The organism is Ornithinimicrobium sp. CNJ-824 (assembly GCF_001942405.1).
GTDB classification, from domain to species: Bacteria; Actinomycetota; Actinomycetes; order Actinomycetales; family Dermatophilaceae; genus Ornithinicoccus; species Ornithinicoccus kibberensis.
The window spans coordinates 62,309-77,869 of record NZ_MKKA01000004.1; the positions used below are offsets into that span (position 1 = coordinate 62,309).

A 15,561-nucleotide genomic window follows, 5' to 3' on the forward strand; every position below is an offset into this window, starting at 1 on the left:
AACGTCTGTCCCGGCCCCCCGTGTTCCGCCGGGGCGGCCCCCGTCCGGCGACGGTTCAGAGCACGCCGACGGGGGTGATGCTGCCCACGACGACGACCGCGGTCAGGACGGCGACCAGGACGCCCTCACGCACCGGGACCCTCGGGCGGGCCGCGCCCTCCTGGGCGTCGTCGACCGCCGGGCGGTCCGCACCCTCCTGGGCGTCGTCACCGTCCCCGTCGGCCCCGTCGCCGGGCGAGGTGGCCTGCACGGCCTGGGCCGGGTCGGGCGTCTGCAGCAGCACCGCGACCCAGCGGACGTAGACGGCGATGCCCAGGGCCACGTTGAGGGCGGCCACCACCGCCAGCCACCAGGTGCCGTCCGCCGCGACCGGGCGCAGGGCGACGATCTTGGCGACCAGCCCGAGCACGGCCGGCGGCAGACCGGCCAGGGTCAGCAGCGCCAGGGCCAGCGGCAGCCCCAGCAGCGGACGGGTCCGCACGAGGCCGCGGTGGGCGGTCATCGCCGTCCCCGGGCCGGTGGTCACCGGACCACCGGTCGCCGGCCGGGCCACCGCCACCACGACGACGAGTGCGAGCAGCGTGCCGACGACGTAGACGACCAGGTAGGACCCCGCGGCGTGCACCGCCCGGGAGGACAGGGCCGCCAGCGGCAGCAGCACCCAGCCCGCCTGCGCCACCGTGGACCAGGCGAGCAGCCGCACGGTGTCGACCTGGCCCAGCGCCACGAGGTTGCCCACGGTCATCGACAGGGCGGCGAGCAGGGCCACCGCCAGCAGCGTCGTGCCGTCCACCGTCCCCAGCGCGCGGACGAGGACGACCAGTCCGCCGAGGGCGGCGACCTTGGAGACGGTCGCGAGGTATGCCGTCACGGGCAGGGCGCCCGCGCGTAGGTGACGGGGGTCCAGGCGTGGAAGGGGACGGCGGACACCTTGAACGCCAGGCCGGCCAGCAGCAGCACCGCCGCGACCGCGAGCAGCCCGGTGTCGTCGGTGGTGGGGACGGCCAGCAGGGCCGTCCCCGTGGCGGCGACCCAGAAGGCCGCGCCGAGGGCCATGAGCCCGAACGAGACGAGCGAGGTGGTCAGCAGCGAGACGGCCCCGTCGACCGCCCCGGCACGGCCGCCGGAGGTCCACCGCGGGTCGGCCAGGACGACCAGGGCCACCGTCGGCAGCGTCGCCAGCTCGAGGGCGACCAGCAGCGTGCCGAGGTCGCCGGCCGCGGGGACGGCGGCGGCGCCGGCGGTCGCCCCCAGGACCAGTGCTGCCACGACGGGCGTCCGGCCCACGCCGGAGGGCTGGCGCCAGTCGTCCCAGGCGAGCACGAGGACGACGAGCCCGCCCAGCAGCGCGGTCAGCTGCAGCACCGAGGTCAGCCGGTCGGCGGTGTAGAGGCACTCACCCGACGGCAGGCAGAACGCCGTGCGGGCGTCGCCGGCGACCAGTCCGAGACCGGGCCAGGTGCCCAGCGCCCCGGCGAGCAGGCCACCGCCGGCGACCAGCAGGTGCGGCTCCCGCCGGCCGGGGACGGCGGCGTCCAGGAGCAGGACGAGGACCGCGGCGACGAGGGGCGCGAGCACCGGGAGGGTGGCGACGAGGTCGAGCTCGAGGGTCATCGGGCCAGCACCGCCTCGACCGCCGGGGCGGTGACGGCCAGGAGCAGGTGGGGCAGCACGCCGAGCAGGAGGACGAGGACCCCCAGGATGCGCACAGACAGCCGTTCGGTGAGCACGGCGTCGGGGATGCGCGGCTCGACCCGTTCACCGGCCCACGCCTCCTTGAGCACGCGGGCCCCGTAGGCCACGGCGAGCACGGCGCCGACGGCGGCGGCCACGGCATACCCCTGGAACCAGGTCTGCGGACGTCCTTCGGCCGGGGCCCAGGCGGCGTAGACGGCACCGATCTCCCCCCAGAAGCCGGCCAGTCCGGGCAGTCCCATCGCCGCCGCCATCCCCAGGACGAGGGCGGCGCCCAGGCGCGGGCTGACCTCGCGCAGCGCCGCCCGGGCCACGGTGAGGTCGGCCGAGCCCCACCGGTGCTTGAGCCCGCCGACGACGACGAACAGCAGCGCGGAGATCAGGCCGTGGGCCACGTTGCCGAAGAGCGCTGCCTGCAGGCCGGTCTCCGTGCCGGTGGCCAGGGCGAGGACCACGAAGCCGAGGTGGGCGACCGAGGCCCAGGCGATCAGCCGTTTGAGGTCGCGCTCGACGAGGCAGGCCAGGCCCGCCCAGAGGATGCCGATGACCGCCAGCCCGCCGAGGAGGGGCGCGAGGGCGGCGAAGCCTCGGGGACGACCGGCACGACGAGCCGGACCATGCCGTACGTGCCCAGCTTGAGCAGGACCGCGGCCAGCAGCACCGACCCGGCGGTGGGCGCGGTGGCGTGCACCCACGGCAGCCAGGTGTGCAGCGGCCACAGCGGCACCTTCAGCGCCAGGCCGGTGAGCAGCAGGGCGGCCAGCACGACCTGGGTGCGCGGTGCGATGCCCTGCCCCCTCAGGTCGGCCCAGACGGACAGGTCGGTGGTGCCGGTCGCCGCGGCGACCCCGAGCAGGCCGACGAGGACGAGCGTGGACCCGAGCACGGTGACGAGCAGGAAGCGAAGCGCCGCCCCCTCCCGGTCGCTGCCCGGGTCGCCCCAGCGGGCCACGAGCACCCACATCGGCACGAGCACCAGCTCGAACCCGACGAAGAACAGCAGCGCGTCGCCGGCGAGGAAGGCCACGAGCGCACCGAGCACCACGAGCAGCAGGGAGGCGTCGTATGAGGCCAGCCCCGGCACGTCGGTCCCCCGCAGGAGCGGGATGGGGGCCGTGGTGTCCAGCGTCTCCTCGTCGACGTCGACCCGGCGGTGGGGCGGGGGGACGTGCAGGTGCTGCAGCACCGCCACCACGCCGACGACGGCGGTGAGCAGGACCAGGGGGATGCTGATCCCGTCCGCGGACAGCCGCAGCCAGACCCCCAGGCTGGGGATCCAGGAGACTTCCAGCTCGGGCCGGTGCAGCGCGGTCCCGGCCGATCCGACGGCCGACATCGCCGCCGCGGCGAGGGAGAGGGTGTGCACCGCCCGGTGGCCCGGCACGCTCGGCCACCGGTCCGCGGTGAGCAGGACGACCGCCCCGACCAGCAGCGGCCCGAGGGCCAGCAGCAGCCACCACGTGCCCAGGTCCGGGACGAGGCCGACGGCCTGCTCGAGCGCCGAGCGCAGCGAGCCGGTCATGAGGTCACCACCGCCACGAGCACGACGAGCAGCATGCCGCCGAGCACCCCGGCCAGGGACGGGGTGACGCGCCGCGGCGTCAGCAGGTCACCGGCCCGGCCGACGAGCCGGGCCCCCGCCCCGGCGCCACGCACCCAGGCGTCCAGCACCTCGCCGTCGAACCACGTGACCGCCCGCGCCAGCGCCAGGACGGGCGTGGCGACCACGAGCCGGTAGGCGTAGTCGGCGCCCAGCCCCCGTTCGGCCGCCAGGCTCAGCCGGGCCGGGACCCGGGCGGCCGCGTCCCGGGTGCGGACCCCGCGGGCGGCGAACCACACGGCCAGGGCGGCGGCGGCCATGAGGACGAGGGTGGCCAGGAGCAGCTGCACGTTCAGATGCACGTCGGAACGCCACACGGGCAGCAGGGCCACGACCGAGCCCAGCAGGGTCATCAGCGTCAGCACGGTCGTCCCCAGCCGGGCGGAGGAGGTGATCGCGGCCTCGGCGCGCTCGACCCCCTCGGCCTCGTGCACGACCTGGGGCTCGTCGAAGAAGTCGTCGATCCGTTCCACCGGTCCGGCGTGGTAGGTCGCCGCGTGCTGCTGGGCCAGGGTCGGCCGGTCCAGGACCAGCCAGGCCCGCATGCAGTAGGCGGCGGTGAGAGGTGCCGATGCACCCACGGCGGCGAGCACCACGACCGAGGCCGGGCCGCCGGCCCCGACGGCGCCGGTCTCGGCGGTGCCGAGGACCAGCTCCTTGGAGACGAACCCGACGAAGGGAGGCACCCCCGCGAGGGCGAGGAGGCCCCAGGCGAACCGTCGCCGCAGCACGCGGTAGCGCCGACCGCCCGAGGCGACCACGGCCATCGCCGTGCCACCGACGAGGACGCCGAGCCACCCGGCCGAGAGGAAGAGCAGCGCCTTGAACCAGGCGTGCGCGAGCAGGTGCTGGGTCGCCGCGTCCGGACCCGTCTGCGGCGTCGCCGCCGCGAGGCGCCCAGCATGAGCGCCACCTGGCTGACGGTGGACCACGCCAGGAGGCGCTTGAGGTCGCCCTGGGCGAAGGCCAGCAGGGCGGCGCCCAGCATCGTCACGGCGGCGAGCACGGCGAGCAGCGTCCGGGCGGTGTCCGTCGCCGCCAGGAGGGGGAAGAGGTGGACGAGCACCACCGTGCCGGCGGCGACCATGGTCGCCGCGTGGATCAGCGCGGACGCCGGGGTGGGGCCCTCCATCGCGTCGGGGAGCCAGTCCTGGAAGGGGAACAGCGCCGACTTGCCGGCCACGCCGACGACGAGCAGGACCATCGCTGCGGTGAGGGCCGGCCCCGGGGAGCCCGCCTCCCCGGCCACCTCGGCCACGCCCGACCAGTGCTCGACGATCCCGGTGAGCGAGGTCGTCCCGGCCCCGGCCGCGAGGACGACGAGCCCCAGGACGACACCCACGTCCGCGGTGCGGGTGACGAGCAGCGCCTTCAGCGCCGCCCGGCGGGCGGCGGCGCGGGTGGAGTGGTGACCGATGAGCAGGTAGGAGCACCAGCCCATCACCTCCCAGCCGACCAGGAGCAGCAGCACGTCGTCCGCAAGGACGGTCAGCAGCATGGCCGCGGTGAACGCGGCCACCGTGGCGGCGAAGACCGTGTAGCGCGGGTCGTACCAGAGGTACCACCGTCCGTAGACCTGCACGACCAGGGCGACGAGGGCCACCGCGACGGCGACCAGGCCCAGGGGCCAGTCCACCTGGAGTCCCAGGGGGACGGTCAGCTCGCCGAGCGGCAGCGCCCCGACCGACCCGGACACGTGCCGGCCGTCGACCCGGACGAGCACCACGAGCTGCCACAGCGCCGCGAGGAAGGTCACCAGCCCGCCGCCCACCCCGAGCCAGGCGGCCAGCCGGTTGGACCGGCCGCTGAGGGTGATCACCGCCAGCGCGGTGAGCGCCGGGACGGCGACCAGCCACTGCATCGGCGTGCCCCAGAAGTCGGGCACCCCGGGCAGGAAGGGCAGGTCGGGCATCGGCGGCAACGGCGGCAGCGGGATCTGCAGGTCGTCCCAGGACACGGTCGGGGCCGGTGGCGCGGCGGGCAGGCGGGTCACGGCGTCGAGCTCCCGTCCTCGAGGGGCGCCGCGAGGTCGACGTGACCGCGTTCGCGGGAGAGGGCGAGGAAGACGGCCAGTGCCACGACCACCTCGGCCGCGGCGATGGTGATGAGGAACAGCGTCAGCACGGGCCCGGACGTGGCCGCCGCCGTGCCCTCCCCCACGGTGGTGGAGCCCACGGTGACGAGCAGGAGCCCCGCCGCCCCGAGGATGAGCTCGACCCCCACGAGGACGAGCACGGCGTGCCGGCGGGCGAGGATGCCGTAGACGCCCAGACCGGCGAGCACGGCGACGAGCACGGAGGGCAGCGCGGGATGGATCACGACCGCTTCCCCCCGCCCCGGGCGATCGCGACCCCGGCCACGAGCGCGAGCAGCAGCAGGGCCGAGAGCAGCTCGAAGGGCCAGACGTAGACCCCGAAGATCCCCTCGGCCACGCGGGCGTTGTCCGGGCCGGTCAGCTCGACCCGGTCCCGTCCGACGCTGCCGACCAGGGCCGTGCCCAGCAGCAGGGTCGTGGCCGCACCCACCACCGCGGCGCCCGCGCGCTGGCCCCCGGAGGTGACGACGGGCACCCCGCCGGCCCGGGTGAGCATGAGCGCCACGAGGATGAGCACGACGACGGCACCGACGTAGACGAGCAGCTGCACCAGCGCGACGAGCTCGGCCCCCAGCACCAGGTAGCAGCCGGCGAGCCCCAGGAGGGCCACGACCAGCCACAGCGCCGCGTGCAGCACGCGGCCGGCCGTCACCGCGAGCAGGGCCGAGCCCGCGGTGAGCAGGCCGACGGCGAGGAAGAGCACGTCCAGACCGCTCACCGCTCACCCCCCTCGTCCACGGTGCCGGGCCGGTGCCCCTCGGGGAGGGTGGCGGGCGGGACCTGCTCCATCCAGCCGCCGAGCCGTTCCTTGTCGTGGAGCAGGTTGCGGATGTCCCCCTCGGCGTAGGCGAACTCGGGGGCCCAGAAGAGGGCGTCGAAGGGGCACACCTCCACGCAGATCCCGCAGTACATGCACAGCGAGTAGTCGATCTCGAACCGGTCCAGCTTGTTGACCAGGCGGGGCCGTCCGCGCGGGGCGTCGCCCTCCTGCGGCAGCTCCTCCTTGTGGGAGTCGATGTAGATGCACCAGTCGGGGCACTCGCGGGCGCAGAGCATGCAGGAGGTGCAGTTCTCCTCGAGGAGCGCGATGACGCCGCGGGATCGCTCGGGCAGGGCCGGCTGCTCGTGCGGGTACTGCCGGGTGTGCGCACCCCGCGCGAGGACCCGGGCCGTCGTACGCAGCCCCTTGAGCAGACCCTTGCCTCTCACTGCAGGACCACCACCCCGACGCCGGTCACGGCCAGCTGGAGGAGGGCCACGGGCAGCAGCACCAGCCAGGCGAAGCGCTGCAGCTGGTCCTCGCGCACGCGGGGCCAGGCCACCCGGAGCCAGAGGAAGACCACCCCCACGACCGCGGCCTTCAGCAGCGTCCAGAGCACGCCGACGACGGCGATCTCGTCCCAGGGGCCGCGCCAGCCGCCGAGGAACAGCACGGTGAACAGCAGCGCCATGACCACCATGCCGGCGTACTCCGCGAGCAGGAAGAAGGCGAAGCGCAGCCCGGTGTACTCGGTGAGCGGGCCGAAGACCACCTCGGAGTCGGCGATCGGGGCGTCGAAGGGGGTGCGCTGCAGCTCCGCGACGCTGGCGGCGAGGAAGACGAGGGCCGCCGGCGCCTGCCACAGCAACCACCACCAGGACCACTCCTGGACGATGCCGGTCAGCGAGAGCGTGCCCGCGGCCATGGCCACGCTGGCCGCGGCGATGACCAGCGGCAGCTCGTAGGAGACCAGCTGGGCGCCGGCCCGCATGCCGCCGAGCAGGGAGTACTTGTTGCCGCTTCCCCAGCCGGCCATGAGGGTGCCGATGACGCCCACGCTGGTCACGGCCAGCACGAGCAGGAGCGAGCCGGGCACGTCGGCGGCCACCCAGGCCGCGCCGAAGGGGATGACGGCGAGCGCCACGAGATAGGGGATCAGCGCCACGGCCGGGGCCAGCCGGAACACCGGACGGTCAGCCGCCGCCGGGGTGACGTCCTCCTTCTGGACGAACTTGATGCCGTCGGCGACCAGCTGGAGGATCCCGTGGGGGCCGGCCTCCATCGGGCCCAGACGTCCCTGCATGTGACCCATCACCTTGTGCTCCAGCTGGCCCAGGGCCAGGGGCATGGTGAGGAAGACCGCGAGGACCACCGCGGCCTTCAGGGCGACCTCGACGAGGAGGGGGAGCTCGGACGGCATCGGCGCCACCCTAACCAAGTCCACCGACGCCGCGCTGACCCCGCGCCGGGCCCGGCAGGCCGGCTAGCGACGGGAGGGCATCTCGTGGCGGTAGGTCCAGGAGGTCAGGGCCGTGCCGAGCATGACCACGAGGACGCCGAGGAAGATGTGCAGCGCCCGCTGGTCGGTCTCCCCCAGGGCGAACTGGACGGTGACCGCCAGGGCGAGCAGCACGGCCAGGGTGGTGTTCACGGGGCCGGCGGACCGTCGCAGGAGGAGGTAGACGAGCGCGGACAGGACCGCCGCGGCGAGGGTGACCCAGGCACCGACCTGGTGGTGGCGCAGGTACCGGTCCTGCCCGTCGAGGAAGGCGGCGGCCCAGCCGGCCTGGCCGATGAGACAGCTGAGCACCACGGTCACCGCGCTGCGCAGCACGATCAGATGGGGGTGGGGCATCGCCGGCAGACGCATACCGTCACTCTGGCAGAGACGTCGCGGTGGCAGACTGAAGACCCGTCGACGAAAGGCACCGTCATGTCGAACACCCTGGTCCGTCCCCGTCGGGGCAAGATCATCGCCGGCGTCTGCGCCGCGCTGGCGGAACGCTTCGGCCTGCCGACGTTCCTGGTCCGGGTGGGCTTCGTCATCTTCGGGCTGGTCGGCGTCGGCGAGCTCGTCTACCTCGCCCTGTGGATCATCATCCCCAAGGAGCGCTGACCGCCGACAGCGGCACGTCGTGCTCGGCGGCCCACGTCGCCCACTCCTGGGCCGTCCGTCGGCTGAACACCTCCGCGAAGGCCTCGTGGGTGGTCTCCACCCCCAGGGCCTCAGCGGTCCGACGCAGGAAGTGCGGCTCGAGCGCGGCGAGGGCGACGTGCCCCTCCGCGGCCGGGTACACCGCATACCCCGGCAGGCCCCCGCCCAGCAGACCCCCGGGGGCGGTGAGACCCCGGACGGCCGGCTCGGCCATCGCCGCGGCCGCGTCCTCGAGGGCGACCTCCCGCCGTGACCCCACCCCTGTGCGCGTGCGCCGCAGCAGGGCGGCCAGTGCCTCCCCGACCGCCCGTTCGGCCCCGTGGAGGTCGGCGACCAGCGTGGCCGGCAGGTGCGGGGGACGCACCAGGCCGACCGCCGCCTGGTAGGTCAGGTCGTGGCCGGGCAGCTCGGCCCGCCGCCCCGGGGAGCCCACCACGTCCACCTGGCACAGGCGGGGATGACGTTCGTGCAGCGTCCCGAAGTCCAGACCGAGCCGTCGCAGCGCCGACGGCCGGGACGAGGTGATCAGCACGTCGGCGTCGGCCAGCAGGGTGTCCAGCCGCTCCCGGGCGTCCTCCCGCTTGAGGTCGAGCGTGACCAGTTCCTGGCCGCGGTGCAGGTCGGCGTACCAGTCCGGCTGGTAGTGCTCCAGCGGGTCGCCACCGGGCGGCAGCACGGTCGTGACCTGCGCCCCGAGACCGGCCAGGCGCGCCGCGGCGAGCGGCCCCGGCAGGTTGACGGCGACCGTGACGACCTTGGTGCCCTGCAGCGGCGGGTCGTCCGGCAGCGTCACCGTGGGCCCCACGACGGTCGGGCACCCCCGGCGGCAGCAGCCGACGGCGGGACGGCGAGCGCCTCGCCCCCGACCCCTCGCCCGGTTCCTTGGCGCCCGGCCACGCCTTGGACGCCCGGGCCGCCAGCACGAAGCTCTTGCGCAGCGGGGTCCCCTCGAACCCCTCGGGCAGCAGCAGCGGACGCAGCCCCTCCCCCGTCCCGTCGTCGAACCCTTCGAGGTCCAGCCCGAACATCTCGTGCGTCTCCCGCTCGTGCCAGCCGGCGCCGGGGAAGATCCGCGTGACCGACCCGAGCCGCTGGCCGTCGGGGACCCTCGTGGTGAGCAGCACCCGCCGCAGGCGCCCTCGCCGTGCCGCACGTCGATCAGGTGGCAGAGGACGTCCAGGCCCGGGCCGTGCTCGTCGGTGGCGTCGGTCTCGTCGACGGCCGAGAGCCAGTCGAAGAAGGCATACCCCTCGTCGCGGGCGGCGCGCACCGCCGCGACCCACTCCCCCGGCCGGACCCGCCGGCGCTCGACGCTCACGCCGGGTCCGTCCCGGGCGGGCGCACCAGCCCGCGGGTGACCTCGCCCGCGGAGACGTCCCGGTCGCCGTAGCGCGCGTGCGCCCGCGCGCGCCCGGGGACCTCGGCGGCGATCTGGTCCTGCAGCTGGACGATCCCGGCCAGCAGCGCCTCCGGCCGGGGCGGGCACCCGGGCACGTAGACGTCGACGGGGATGAGCTGGTCGACCCCCTTGGTGACGCAGTAGGAGTCCCAGTAGGGACCGCCCGAGTTGGAGCATGCCCCGAAGGAGATGACGTACTTCGGCTCGGGCATCTGGTCGTGGAGCCGCCGGATCGCCGGCGCCATCTTGTCGGTGACCGTCCCGGAGACGACCATGAGGTCGGCCTGGCGGGGCCCCGGCGCGAACGGGATCACCCCCAGCCGGATGAAGTCGTGCCGGGCCGTCGAGGCGCTGATGAACTCGATCGCGCAGCAGGCCAGGCCGAAGTTGAACACCCACAGGGAGTACTTGCGTCCCCAGTTGAGGACCACCTGGACCGCGCGGGGTGCGCGTTCCGCGGGTGCTCCGACCCGGGGGGTGGCCAGCGCGGTGGAGGTGCCCGGCGCGCTGGCGACGGGGGGGTTGGGCCGCCATGGTCACCACCACCTCAGCAGGCCGCGGCGCCACACGTGCAGGAGGGCGACGACGAGCACCCCGATGAAGATCGCCATCTCCACCAGGCTGGCGACGCCGAGCTCGCTGCGGATGACCAGGGCCCACGGGAAGAGGTAGACCGCGTCGACGGCGAAGATGACGTAGAGGAGCGCGAAGACGAGGTAGCGCACGCTGCCCTGCTCCCACCCGCTGCCGATCGGGTCGACGCCGGACTCGTAGGTGGTGAGCTTGGCGGGGGTCGCGTCGTCCGGCGCGAGCAGGCGACGCACGCCCGAGCCGGCGGCCACGAGGGCCACGCCGGCCAGGGCGACGGCCGCGACGACGAGGTACTCACGCATCGCGCCCACCCTAGTCGCATCCCGCCGGGCGCGGCGGGAGGTGCGCACGACGGGGTATGCCGTCGCGCCGCCCGCTCAGAACCGCGGCCGCAGGGGGTACCCGGTGCCGCCGTCGGCACCGGTGCGGGTCGCGAGCACCTGGTGCAGCTGGATGCCGCCGCGCTCGAAGCTCAGCCGCGACCCGGCCAGGTAGAGCCCCCAGACCCTGGCGGTCGCCAGTCCCGCCTCGGCCACGCACTCGTCCCAGTGGTCCCGGAGGTTCTCGCACCAGGCCCCGCAGGTGCGGGCGTAGTGCGCCCGGAGGTTCTCGTGGTGCTGCACCTCGAGACCGACCCGCTCCATCTCGGTGACGATGCGTCCGGACGCCGCCAGCTCGCCGTCGGGGAAGACGTAGCGGAAGACGAAGTCGCCCTGGCGCATGGGGGCACGGTCGGGGTCGCGCCAGGTGATGCAGTGGTTGAGCAGCCGCCCCTCGTCACGGAGCCGGTCGCGCAGGAAGGCGAAGTAGCGCCCGTAGTTGCGCACCCCGATGTGCTCGGTGAGGCCGATCGAGGAGACCGCGTCGAAGCCCCGCTCCGTGACGTCCCGGTAGTCGGCGTGGCGGACCTCGGCCCCGGTCAGCCCCTCGGCCGCGATCCGTTCCTGGGCCCAGGTGGCCTGGGCGCGGGAGAGCGTCACGCCCAGGGCGGTGACCCCGTGGTGGCGCACGGCGTGCCGCACCATGCCGCCCCAGCCGCAACCGACGTCGAGCAGCCGCATCCCCGGCCGCAGCCCCAGCTTGCGGCAGACCAGGTCGTACTTCTCCTCCTGCGCCTCCTCCAGCGAGGCCTCCTCGTGCGGGTAGACCGCACAGGTGTAGGTCATCGACGGGCCGAGGAGCATCTCGTAGAAACGGTTGGAGACGTCGTAGTGGTGCTGCACCGCCTCGGCGTCCCGCCGCCGCCCGTGGCGCAGACCGTGCGCGAGCTTGCGCAGCTCGGACGGGGTCTCCAGGTCGGGCAGCTCCGGCACCCGCAGGCCGGTGGCGCGGGCCATCCGGAGCAGGTCGGGCACCTCGCGCAGCGGAGGACGCCTCAGGTCGAGGCCGCCGAGCAGCTTCAGCTCCTCGTAGGGGTAGGCCTCGTCCATCCCGTCGACGACCAGGTCGCCCTGGAGGTAGGCCCGCACGAAACCGAGCTGGCCCGGGTGCGTGGCGATGTAGCTCAGGCCCCGGGTGGTGCGGATCCGCAGCACCCGTCCGGCGTCGGGGCCCGCGCTGGAGCCGTCGGGCGCGACGACCCGGACCTGCGGCGGCTCGCCCAGCAGCTCGTGGATCGTGGCGGCCACGGTCCGGGAGCTGCCGGGACCGGCACCCTTCCTCTCGCCGGTCGAGGTCCTCGTCATCGCGATCGCACCGCCTTGTCGTAGAGGGTGGGCAGCCGCCCCTCGGGGTCGTAGCGCTGCTTGACCGGCCGGTACGCCGCACCGCCGTAGCGCTCCTCGAACGTCGCCTCGTCGAAGAAGGACTCCGAGTAGAGGCCCTTGTGGCCGCCGAGGGCGTGCACCTGCTCCTCGACGGCCCGGTTGGTGTCACCGTGCCGCCCCCCGGGCGGGACGTCGACGGCCGACCAGAAGCCGACGTTGACGTAGTCCTCCCCGACCCGCATCGGGTAGAGCGGCCACGGCGGCCCCCCGTCCGGCCCGGGGGTGGTCGTCCGCAGCCGGACCGGGCAGAGCCACAGCGGCTCGATGGGGATCTCGCGCAGGAACCAGCGCAGGAAGTCCGCGGTGCGATCCAGCGGGATCTCCACGTCCTGGATCACGCGCTCCTGGCGGGGCCGCCCCCGCGCCCGACGGTAGGCCGACACCCAGCCGTGGCGCTGCTCGAAGGCCATGATCCGCCAGTAGACGTCGCTGCGCAGCAGCCGGCGGGGCCAGACCCGGCGGACGAGCGGGCGCTGGGCCCCGAAGGCCCGGGAGCACCAGAACCAGTCGGTGTCCCACCGCCACAGGAAGTCGGCGGCGGTGAGCACGTCCCGGCGGCGGTGCTGGACGGAACGGTAGAAGGGTTCGGCTCCCGTGTGGTCGCCGGGCCGGGTCGCGCCCTCGAGGCTGTCGGACCACCGGGCCAGCGTCAGGTAGGACTCGGTGGGTCCGAAGACGACGCCGTCCATGAAGTCGACCCGGGCACCGCCGTGGGCCTGCCCGTGGGCCCCCGTGGCCGTGACCTCCCCGATCGCGGCGACGACCGCCTCGACGGAGTCGAACCGGAGGTGCTCGAGCACGACGTACCTGCTGGTGCGTTCGAGCTGGATCACCAGCCCGAGCACGTAGCCCAGGGAGCCGTAGGAGTTGGGCAGCGTCCGGAAGAGGTCGGCGTGCTCCCCGTCGGGGGAGGCGGTCACCACCTCCCCGGTCGGGGTGAGCACGTCCATCTCGAGGACCGACTCGTGCGGGAGGCCGGAGCGGAACGAGGTGGCCTCGATGCCCAGCCCGATGACCGCCCCGCCGATCGTGATCGTGCGCAGCTGCGGCACGACGAGCGGCATGAGCCCGTGGGGCAGCAGCTCGTCGACGAGCTGCTCGTAGGTCGTCAGGCCCCCCACCCGCGCCAGGCCGGCCTCGACGTCCAGGGCGAAGACGCCCTGGAGGGCGGACAGGTCCAGCCCCGACGGTCCGGCGTCCGGGCGTGGGCGGAACAGGTTGGAGGTCTTCTTCGCCAGCCGGACGGGGGCGTCCAGGGGCAGGGCGGCGTACGACTCCCGGGCGGAGCGCACCGCCGCCTCGTAACGTGGCGACCGGGCCGGACCCATGGCCGCCATCATGCCCCTCCACCGGGTGTGGCGCACCTCTCAGTGGGCGTCGCCGCCGTCGAAGCCCGCCGTCCCACCGCCTCCTTGCCGAAGACCAGCCCCTCGTCCCCGCTCACGCTCGAAGATCGTTCCGGCCGACCGGCCACCCCCTCGCGTCAGGTGGAAGATCGTTCGACGACGACGTTGGTCCCACCGCCAGGGCACGGGTAGCCTGGGACCCGCGATGAGGACCTCGAGGATCGACCGACGAATGTGCCGGGCGCCGGGCGGGCAGCAGCCCCCGGCGTCGTGGCGGCGCGCCCGCTGACGCCACCGCCCGAGCGTCCCCTCACCACCCCCTCCCCTTCCTGCCCCCCGCCCCCGCCCTGCGGCCGCCCCGACGCGGCCCGGGAGGGGGCCCCACCGACCTGTCCGTCGTGAGGAACCACCGTGATCACCCTGCAGCACGTCTCCAAGACCTTCCCCGCCCGGCGCCGCAGCCCCGCCGTGACCGCGCTCGACGACGTCGGTCTGCGCGTCGAGCGCGGCCAGGTCATGGGGGTGGTCGGACCGTCCGGCTCGGGCAAGTCCACCCTGGCGCGCATCGTCAACCTGCTGGAACGCCCGTCCGCCGGCACGGTGACCGTCGACGGCGTCGAGCTCACCACCCTGGGCGCCGCCGAGCTCGACCGGGCCAGGCGTGGCATCGGCATGATCTTCCAGCAGTTCAACCTGCTCGACTCGCGGACCGTCCTGGCCAACGTCGAGCTGCCGCTGGAGCTGGCCGGCGTCGGCCGCCGCGAGCGCCGCACGCGCGCCGCGGAGCTCCTGGAGCGGGTGGGTCTGGGCGACAAGCTCGACGCCCACCCGGCCCAGCTCTCCGGCGGTCAGCGGCAGCGGGTGGGCATCGCCCGTGCGCTCGCGCCCCGGCCGAAGGTGCTCCTCTGCGACGAGGCGACCTCGGCCCTCGACCCGGTCTCCACCGCCTCGGTGCTGGCGCTGCTGCGCACCCTGACCGAGGAGCTGGACCTGACGACGGTGCTCATCACCCACGAGATGGACGTCGTCAAGCGCGCCTGCGACCACGTCACCCTGCTGGAGTCCGGGCGGGTCGTCGACTCCGGGGCCCTGGGGGACGTCGTCCGGCGACCGGGCTCGCCCCTGGCCACCCGGCTGCTGCCCCCGCCCGCCGCTCCCGCCGGGGAGCAGGTGGTGGAGGTGGTCGTCGGCACCACCGAGCACGACACCGTCCTCACCGACCTCATCCGCCTCCACGACGTGCGCGTCGCCGTGCTCGCCGGCTCCGTCGAGACCCTCGGCGACCAGCGCTTCGGCCGGCTCCAGCTGCGGCTCGACGGCACCCCCGGGCAGGTCCGGGCCGCCCTCGACCACCTCGCCACCCACCAGCCCGCGGTCGACGACGACGCCACCGGCGCCCTCGCGGACCGGCCCACCGACCGCACCCTCGAAGGAGCCCTCGCATGATCGACTGGGACCGCATCGCCCCGGCGCTGTGGCAGGCCACCCTGGAGACCACCTACATGGTGGGCGTCTCGATGGTGCTGGCCGTCCTGCTGGGGATTCCCCTCGGCGTCCTGCTGCTGCTCACGGCCCCCGACGGGCTGACCCCCCGCCGGGTGGTCCACCAGGTCCTCGGGGCGTTCGTCAACGTCGGCCGCTCGGTGCCCTTCATCGTCCTGCTCGTCCTCGTGGCACCGGTCACCCGGTTGGTGACCGGCACGACCATCGGGTCCACCGCCACGATCGTGCCGTTGACCATCGCGGCCGTGCCCTTCTTCGCCCGCCTCGTGGAGGCCTCGCTGCGCGAGGTGGCCCCCGGCAAGGTCGAGGCCGCCCGCTCCATGGGCGCCAGCACCGGGCAGATCGTGCGCGTGGTCCTGCTCCCCGAGGCCCGACCGGGCCTGGTCGCGGCCGCGACGGTGACGCTCGTGGCCCTCATCTCCTACTCGGCCATGGCGGGCGCCATCGGCGGCGGGGGGCTGGGCGACTTCGCCATCCGCCACGGCTACCAGCGCTTCGACACCGGCGTCACCGTCGCGGTCGTGGTGGTCCTGCTCGTCATGGTCCAGCTGCTCCAGTCCGCCGGCGACCGTCTCGCCCGCCGCCTCGCGCACCGCTGAGCCGGCGCGCACCCCATACCCGTCTCCCCCGCCCCCTCCTCCTCCAAGGACC

Annotated in this window: 16 protein-coding genes and 4 pseudogenes; 3 read left to right on the forward strand and 17 right to left on the reverse strand. The window is 74.6% G+C overall.

Features of this window, described 5'->3' with window-relative positions; all coding sequences use genetic code 11:
* Window positions 1-55 precede the first annotated feature (55 nt).
* The 11 genes and pseudogenes from BJF81_RS21290 to BJF81_RS01975 all read right to left on the reverse strand — a co-directional run bounded on the left by BJF81_RS21290 (window position 56) and on the right by BJF81_RS01975 (window position 8,020).
* Window positions 56-1,614 (reverse strand): annotated as a pseudogene (locus BJF81_RS21290) (proton-conducting transporter transmembrane domain-containing protein).
* Complete coding sequence (locus BJF81_RS20175) at window positions 1,611-2,249, reverse strand: proton-conducting transporter transmembrane domain-containing protein (RefSeq protein ID WP_269087296.1); 639 nt, start codon at window positions 2,247-2,249, stop codon at window positions 1,611-1,613. Before BJF81_RS20175 ends, BJF81_RS21290 begins: the two are co-directional and overlap by 4 nt.
* Window positions 2,183-3,217: a proton-conducting transporter transmembrane domain-containing protein gene (locus BJF81_RS20180; protein WP_269087295.1), complete on the reverse strand. Its 1,035-nt coding sequence runs from the start codon at window positions 3,215-3,217 to the stop codon at window positions 2,183-2,185. Before BJF81_RS20180 ends, BJF81_RS20175 begins: the two co-directional genes overlap by 67 nt.
* Window positions 3,214-3,768 (reverse strand): hypothetical protein, encoded by a 555-nt coding sequence (locus BJF81_RS18855; RefSeq protein ID WP_237769956.1) that lies wholly within the window; start codon window positions 3,766-3,768, stop codon window positions 3,214-3,216. The genes BJF81_RS20180 and BJF81_RS18855 overlap by 4 nt, the downstream gene beginning before the upstream one ends.
* A 222-nt stretch (window positions 3,769-3,990) precedes the next feature.
* Window positions 3,991-4,227: pseudogene (locus BJF81_RS20185) on the reverse strand (hypothetical protein); the annotation flags it as partial.
* A 20-nt stretch (window positions 4,228-4,247) separates the two neighbouring features.
* Window positions 4,248-5,207 (reverse strand): annotated as a pseudogene (locus BJF81_RS20685) (proton-conducting transporter transmembrane domain-containing protein); the annotation flags it as partial.
* 77 nt (window positions 5,208-5,284) lie between these two features.
* Window positions 5,285-5,614 carry an NADH-quinone oxidoreductase subunit K gene (locus BJF81_RS01955; protein ID WP_075956927.1) on the reverse strand — a complete coding sequence of 110 codons (330 nt, stop codon included), beginning with the start codon at window positions 5,612-5,614 and terminating at the stop codon, window positions 5,285-5,287.
* Entirely contained in the window at window positions 5,611-6,108 is a 498-nt protein-coding gene (locus BJF81_RS01960; RefSeq protein WP_075956928.1) for an NADH-quinone oxidoreductase subunit J family protein, read from the reverse strand. Before BJF81_RS01960 ends, BJF81_RS01955 begins: the two co-directional genes overlap by 4 nt.
* On the reverse strand, window positions 6,105-6,599 hold the full coding sequence (locus BJF81_RS01965) for a 4Fe-4S binding protein (RefSeq protein ID WP_075956929.1): 495 nt from the start codon (window positions 6,597-6,599) through the stop codon (window positions 6,105-6,107). Before BJF81_RS01965 ends, BJF81_RS01960 begins: the two co-directional genes overlap by 4 nt.
* On the reverse strand, window positions 6,596-7,570 hold the full coding sequence (gene nuoH / locus BJF81_RS01970) for an NADH-quinone oxidoreductase subunit NuoH (RefSeq protein WP_075956963.1): 975 nt from the start codon (window positions 7,568-7,570) through the stop codon (window positions 6,596-6,598). Before nuoH ends, BJF81_RS01965 begins: the two co-directional genes overlap by 4 nt.
* Window positions 7,571-7,633: 63 nt before the next feature.
* A complete protein-coding gene (locus BJF81_RS01975) occupies window positions 7,634-8,020 on the reverse strand; it encodes a hypothetical protein (RefSeq protein WP_075956930.1) in 387 nt (128 codons plus the stop codon).
* A gap of 63 nt (window positions 8,021-8,083) precedes the next feature.
* On the opposite strand from BJF81_RS01975, the gene BJF81_RS01980 reads away from it, so the two are divergent.
* Window positions 8,084-8,266: a PspC domain-containing protein gene (locus BJF81_RS01980; RefSeq protein WP_075956931.1), complete on the forward strand. Its 183-nt coding sequence runs from the start codon at window positions 8,084-8,086 to the stop codon at window positions 8,264-8,266.
* On the opposite strand, the gene BJF81_RS01985 is transcribed toward BJF81_RS01980, so the two are convergent.
* From BJF81_RS01985 to BJF81_RS02010, 6 genes and pseudogenes are all read right to left on the reverse strand, one after another.
* Window positions 8,247-9,110 (reverse strand): CoA transferase, encoded by an 864-nt coding sequence (locus BJF81_RS01985; RefSeq protein WP_075956932.1) that lies wholly within the window; start codon window positions 9,108-9,110, stop codon window positions 8,247-8,249. The two genes, BJF81_RS01980 and BJF81_RS01985, sit on opposite strands and share 20 nt — an antisense overlap.
* Before the next feature lie 166 nt (window positions 9,111-9,276).
* Window positions 9,277-9,588 (reverse strand): annotated as a pseudogene (locus BJF81_RS20690) (NADH-quinone oxidoreductase subunit C); the annotation flags it as partial.
* 31 nt (window positions 9,589-9,619) lie between these two features.
* Window positions 9,620-10,189, reverse strand: coding sequence for an NADH-quinone oxidoreductase subunit B (locus BJF81_RS01995; RefSeq protein WP_075956933.1), 570 nt, complete (start codon window positions 10,187-10,189; stop codon window positions 9,620-9,622).
* A 51-nt stretch (window positions 10,190-10,240) separates the two neighbouring features.
* Window positions 10,241-10,597, reverse strand: coding sequence for an NADH-quinone oxidoreductase subunit A (locus tag BJF81_RS02000; protein ID WP_075956934.1), 357 nt, complete (start codon window positions 10,595-10,597; stop codon window positions 10,241-10,243).
* A 75-nt stretch (window positions 10,598-10,672) separates the two neighbouring features.
* Window positions 10,673-11,980, reverse strand: a complete 1,308-nt coding sequence (locus tag BJF81_RS02005; RefSeq protein WP_075956935.1) for a class I SAM-dependent methyltransferase — start codon at window positions 11,978-11,980, stop codon at window positions 10,673-10,675.
* Window positions 11,977-13,389 (reverse strand): FAD-binding oxidoreductase, encoded by a 1,413-nt coding sequence (locus tag BJF81_RS02010; protein ID WP_075956964.1) that lies wholly within the window; start codon window positions 13,387-13,389, stop codon window positions 11,977-11,979. Before BJF81_RS02010 ends, BJF81_RS02005 begins: the two co-directional genes overlap by 4 nt.
* A 429-nt stretch (window positions 13,390-13,818) precedes the next feature.
* Between BJF81_RS02010 and BJF81_RS02015 the strand changes: the two genes are divergently transcribed.
* Together BJF81_RS02015 and BJF81_RS02020 are read left to right on the forward strand one after the other, a co-directional pair.
* The gene (locus BJF81_RS02015; protein WP_075956936.1) at window positions 13,819-14,853 is read left to right on the forward strand and encodes a methionine ABC transporter ATP-binding protein; all 1,035 of its coding nucleotides are present in this window, start codon (window positions 13,819-13,821) and stop codon (window positions 14,851-14,853) included.
* Window positions 14,850-15,509 (forward strand): methionine ABC transporter permease, encoded by a 660-nt coding sequence (locus tag BJF81_RS02020; protein WP_075956937.1) that lies wholly within the window; start codon window positions 14,850-14,852, stop codon window positions 15,507-15,509. Before BJF81_RS02015 ends, BJF81_RS02020 begins: the two co-directional genes overlap by 4 nt.
* Window positions 15,510-15,561 lie beyond the last annotated feature (52 nt).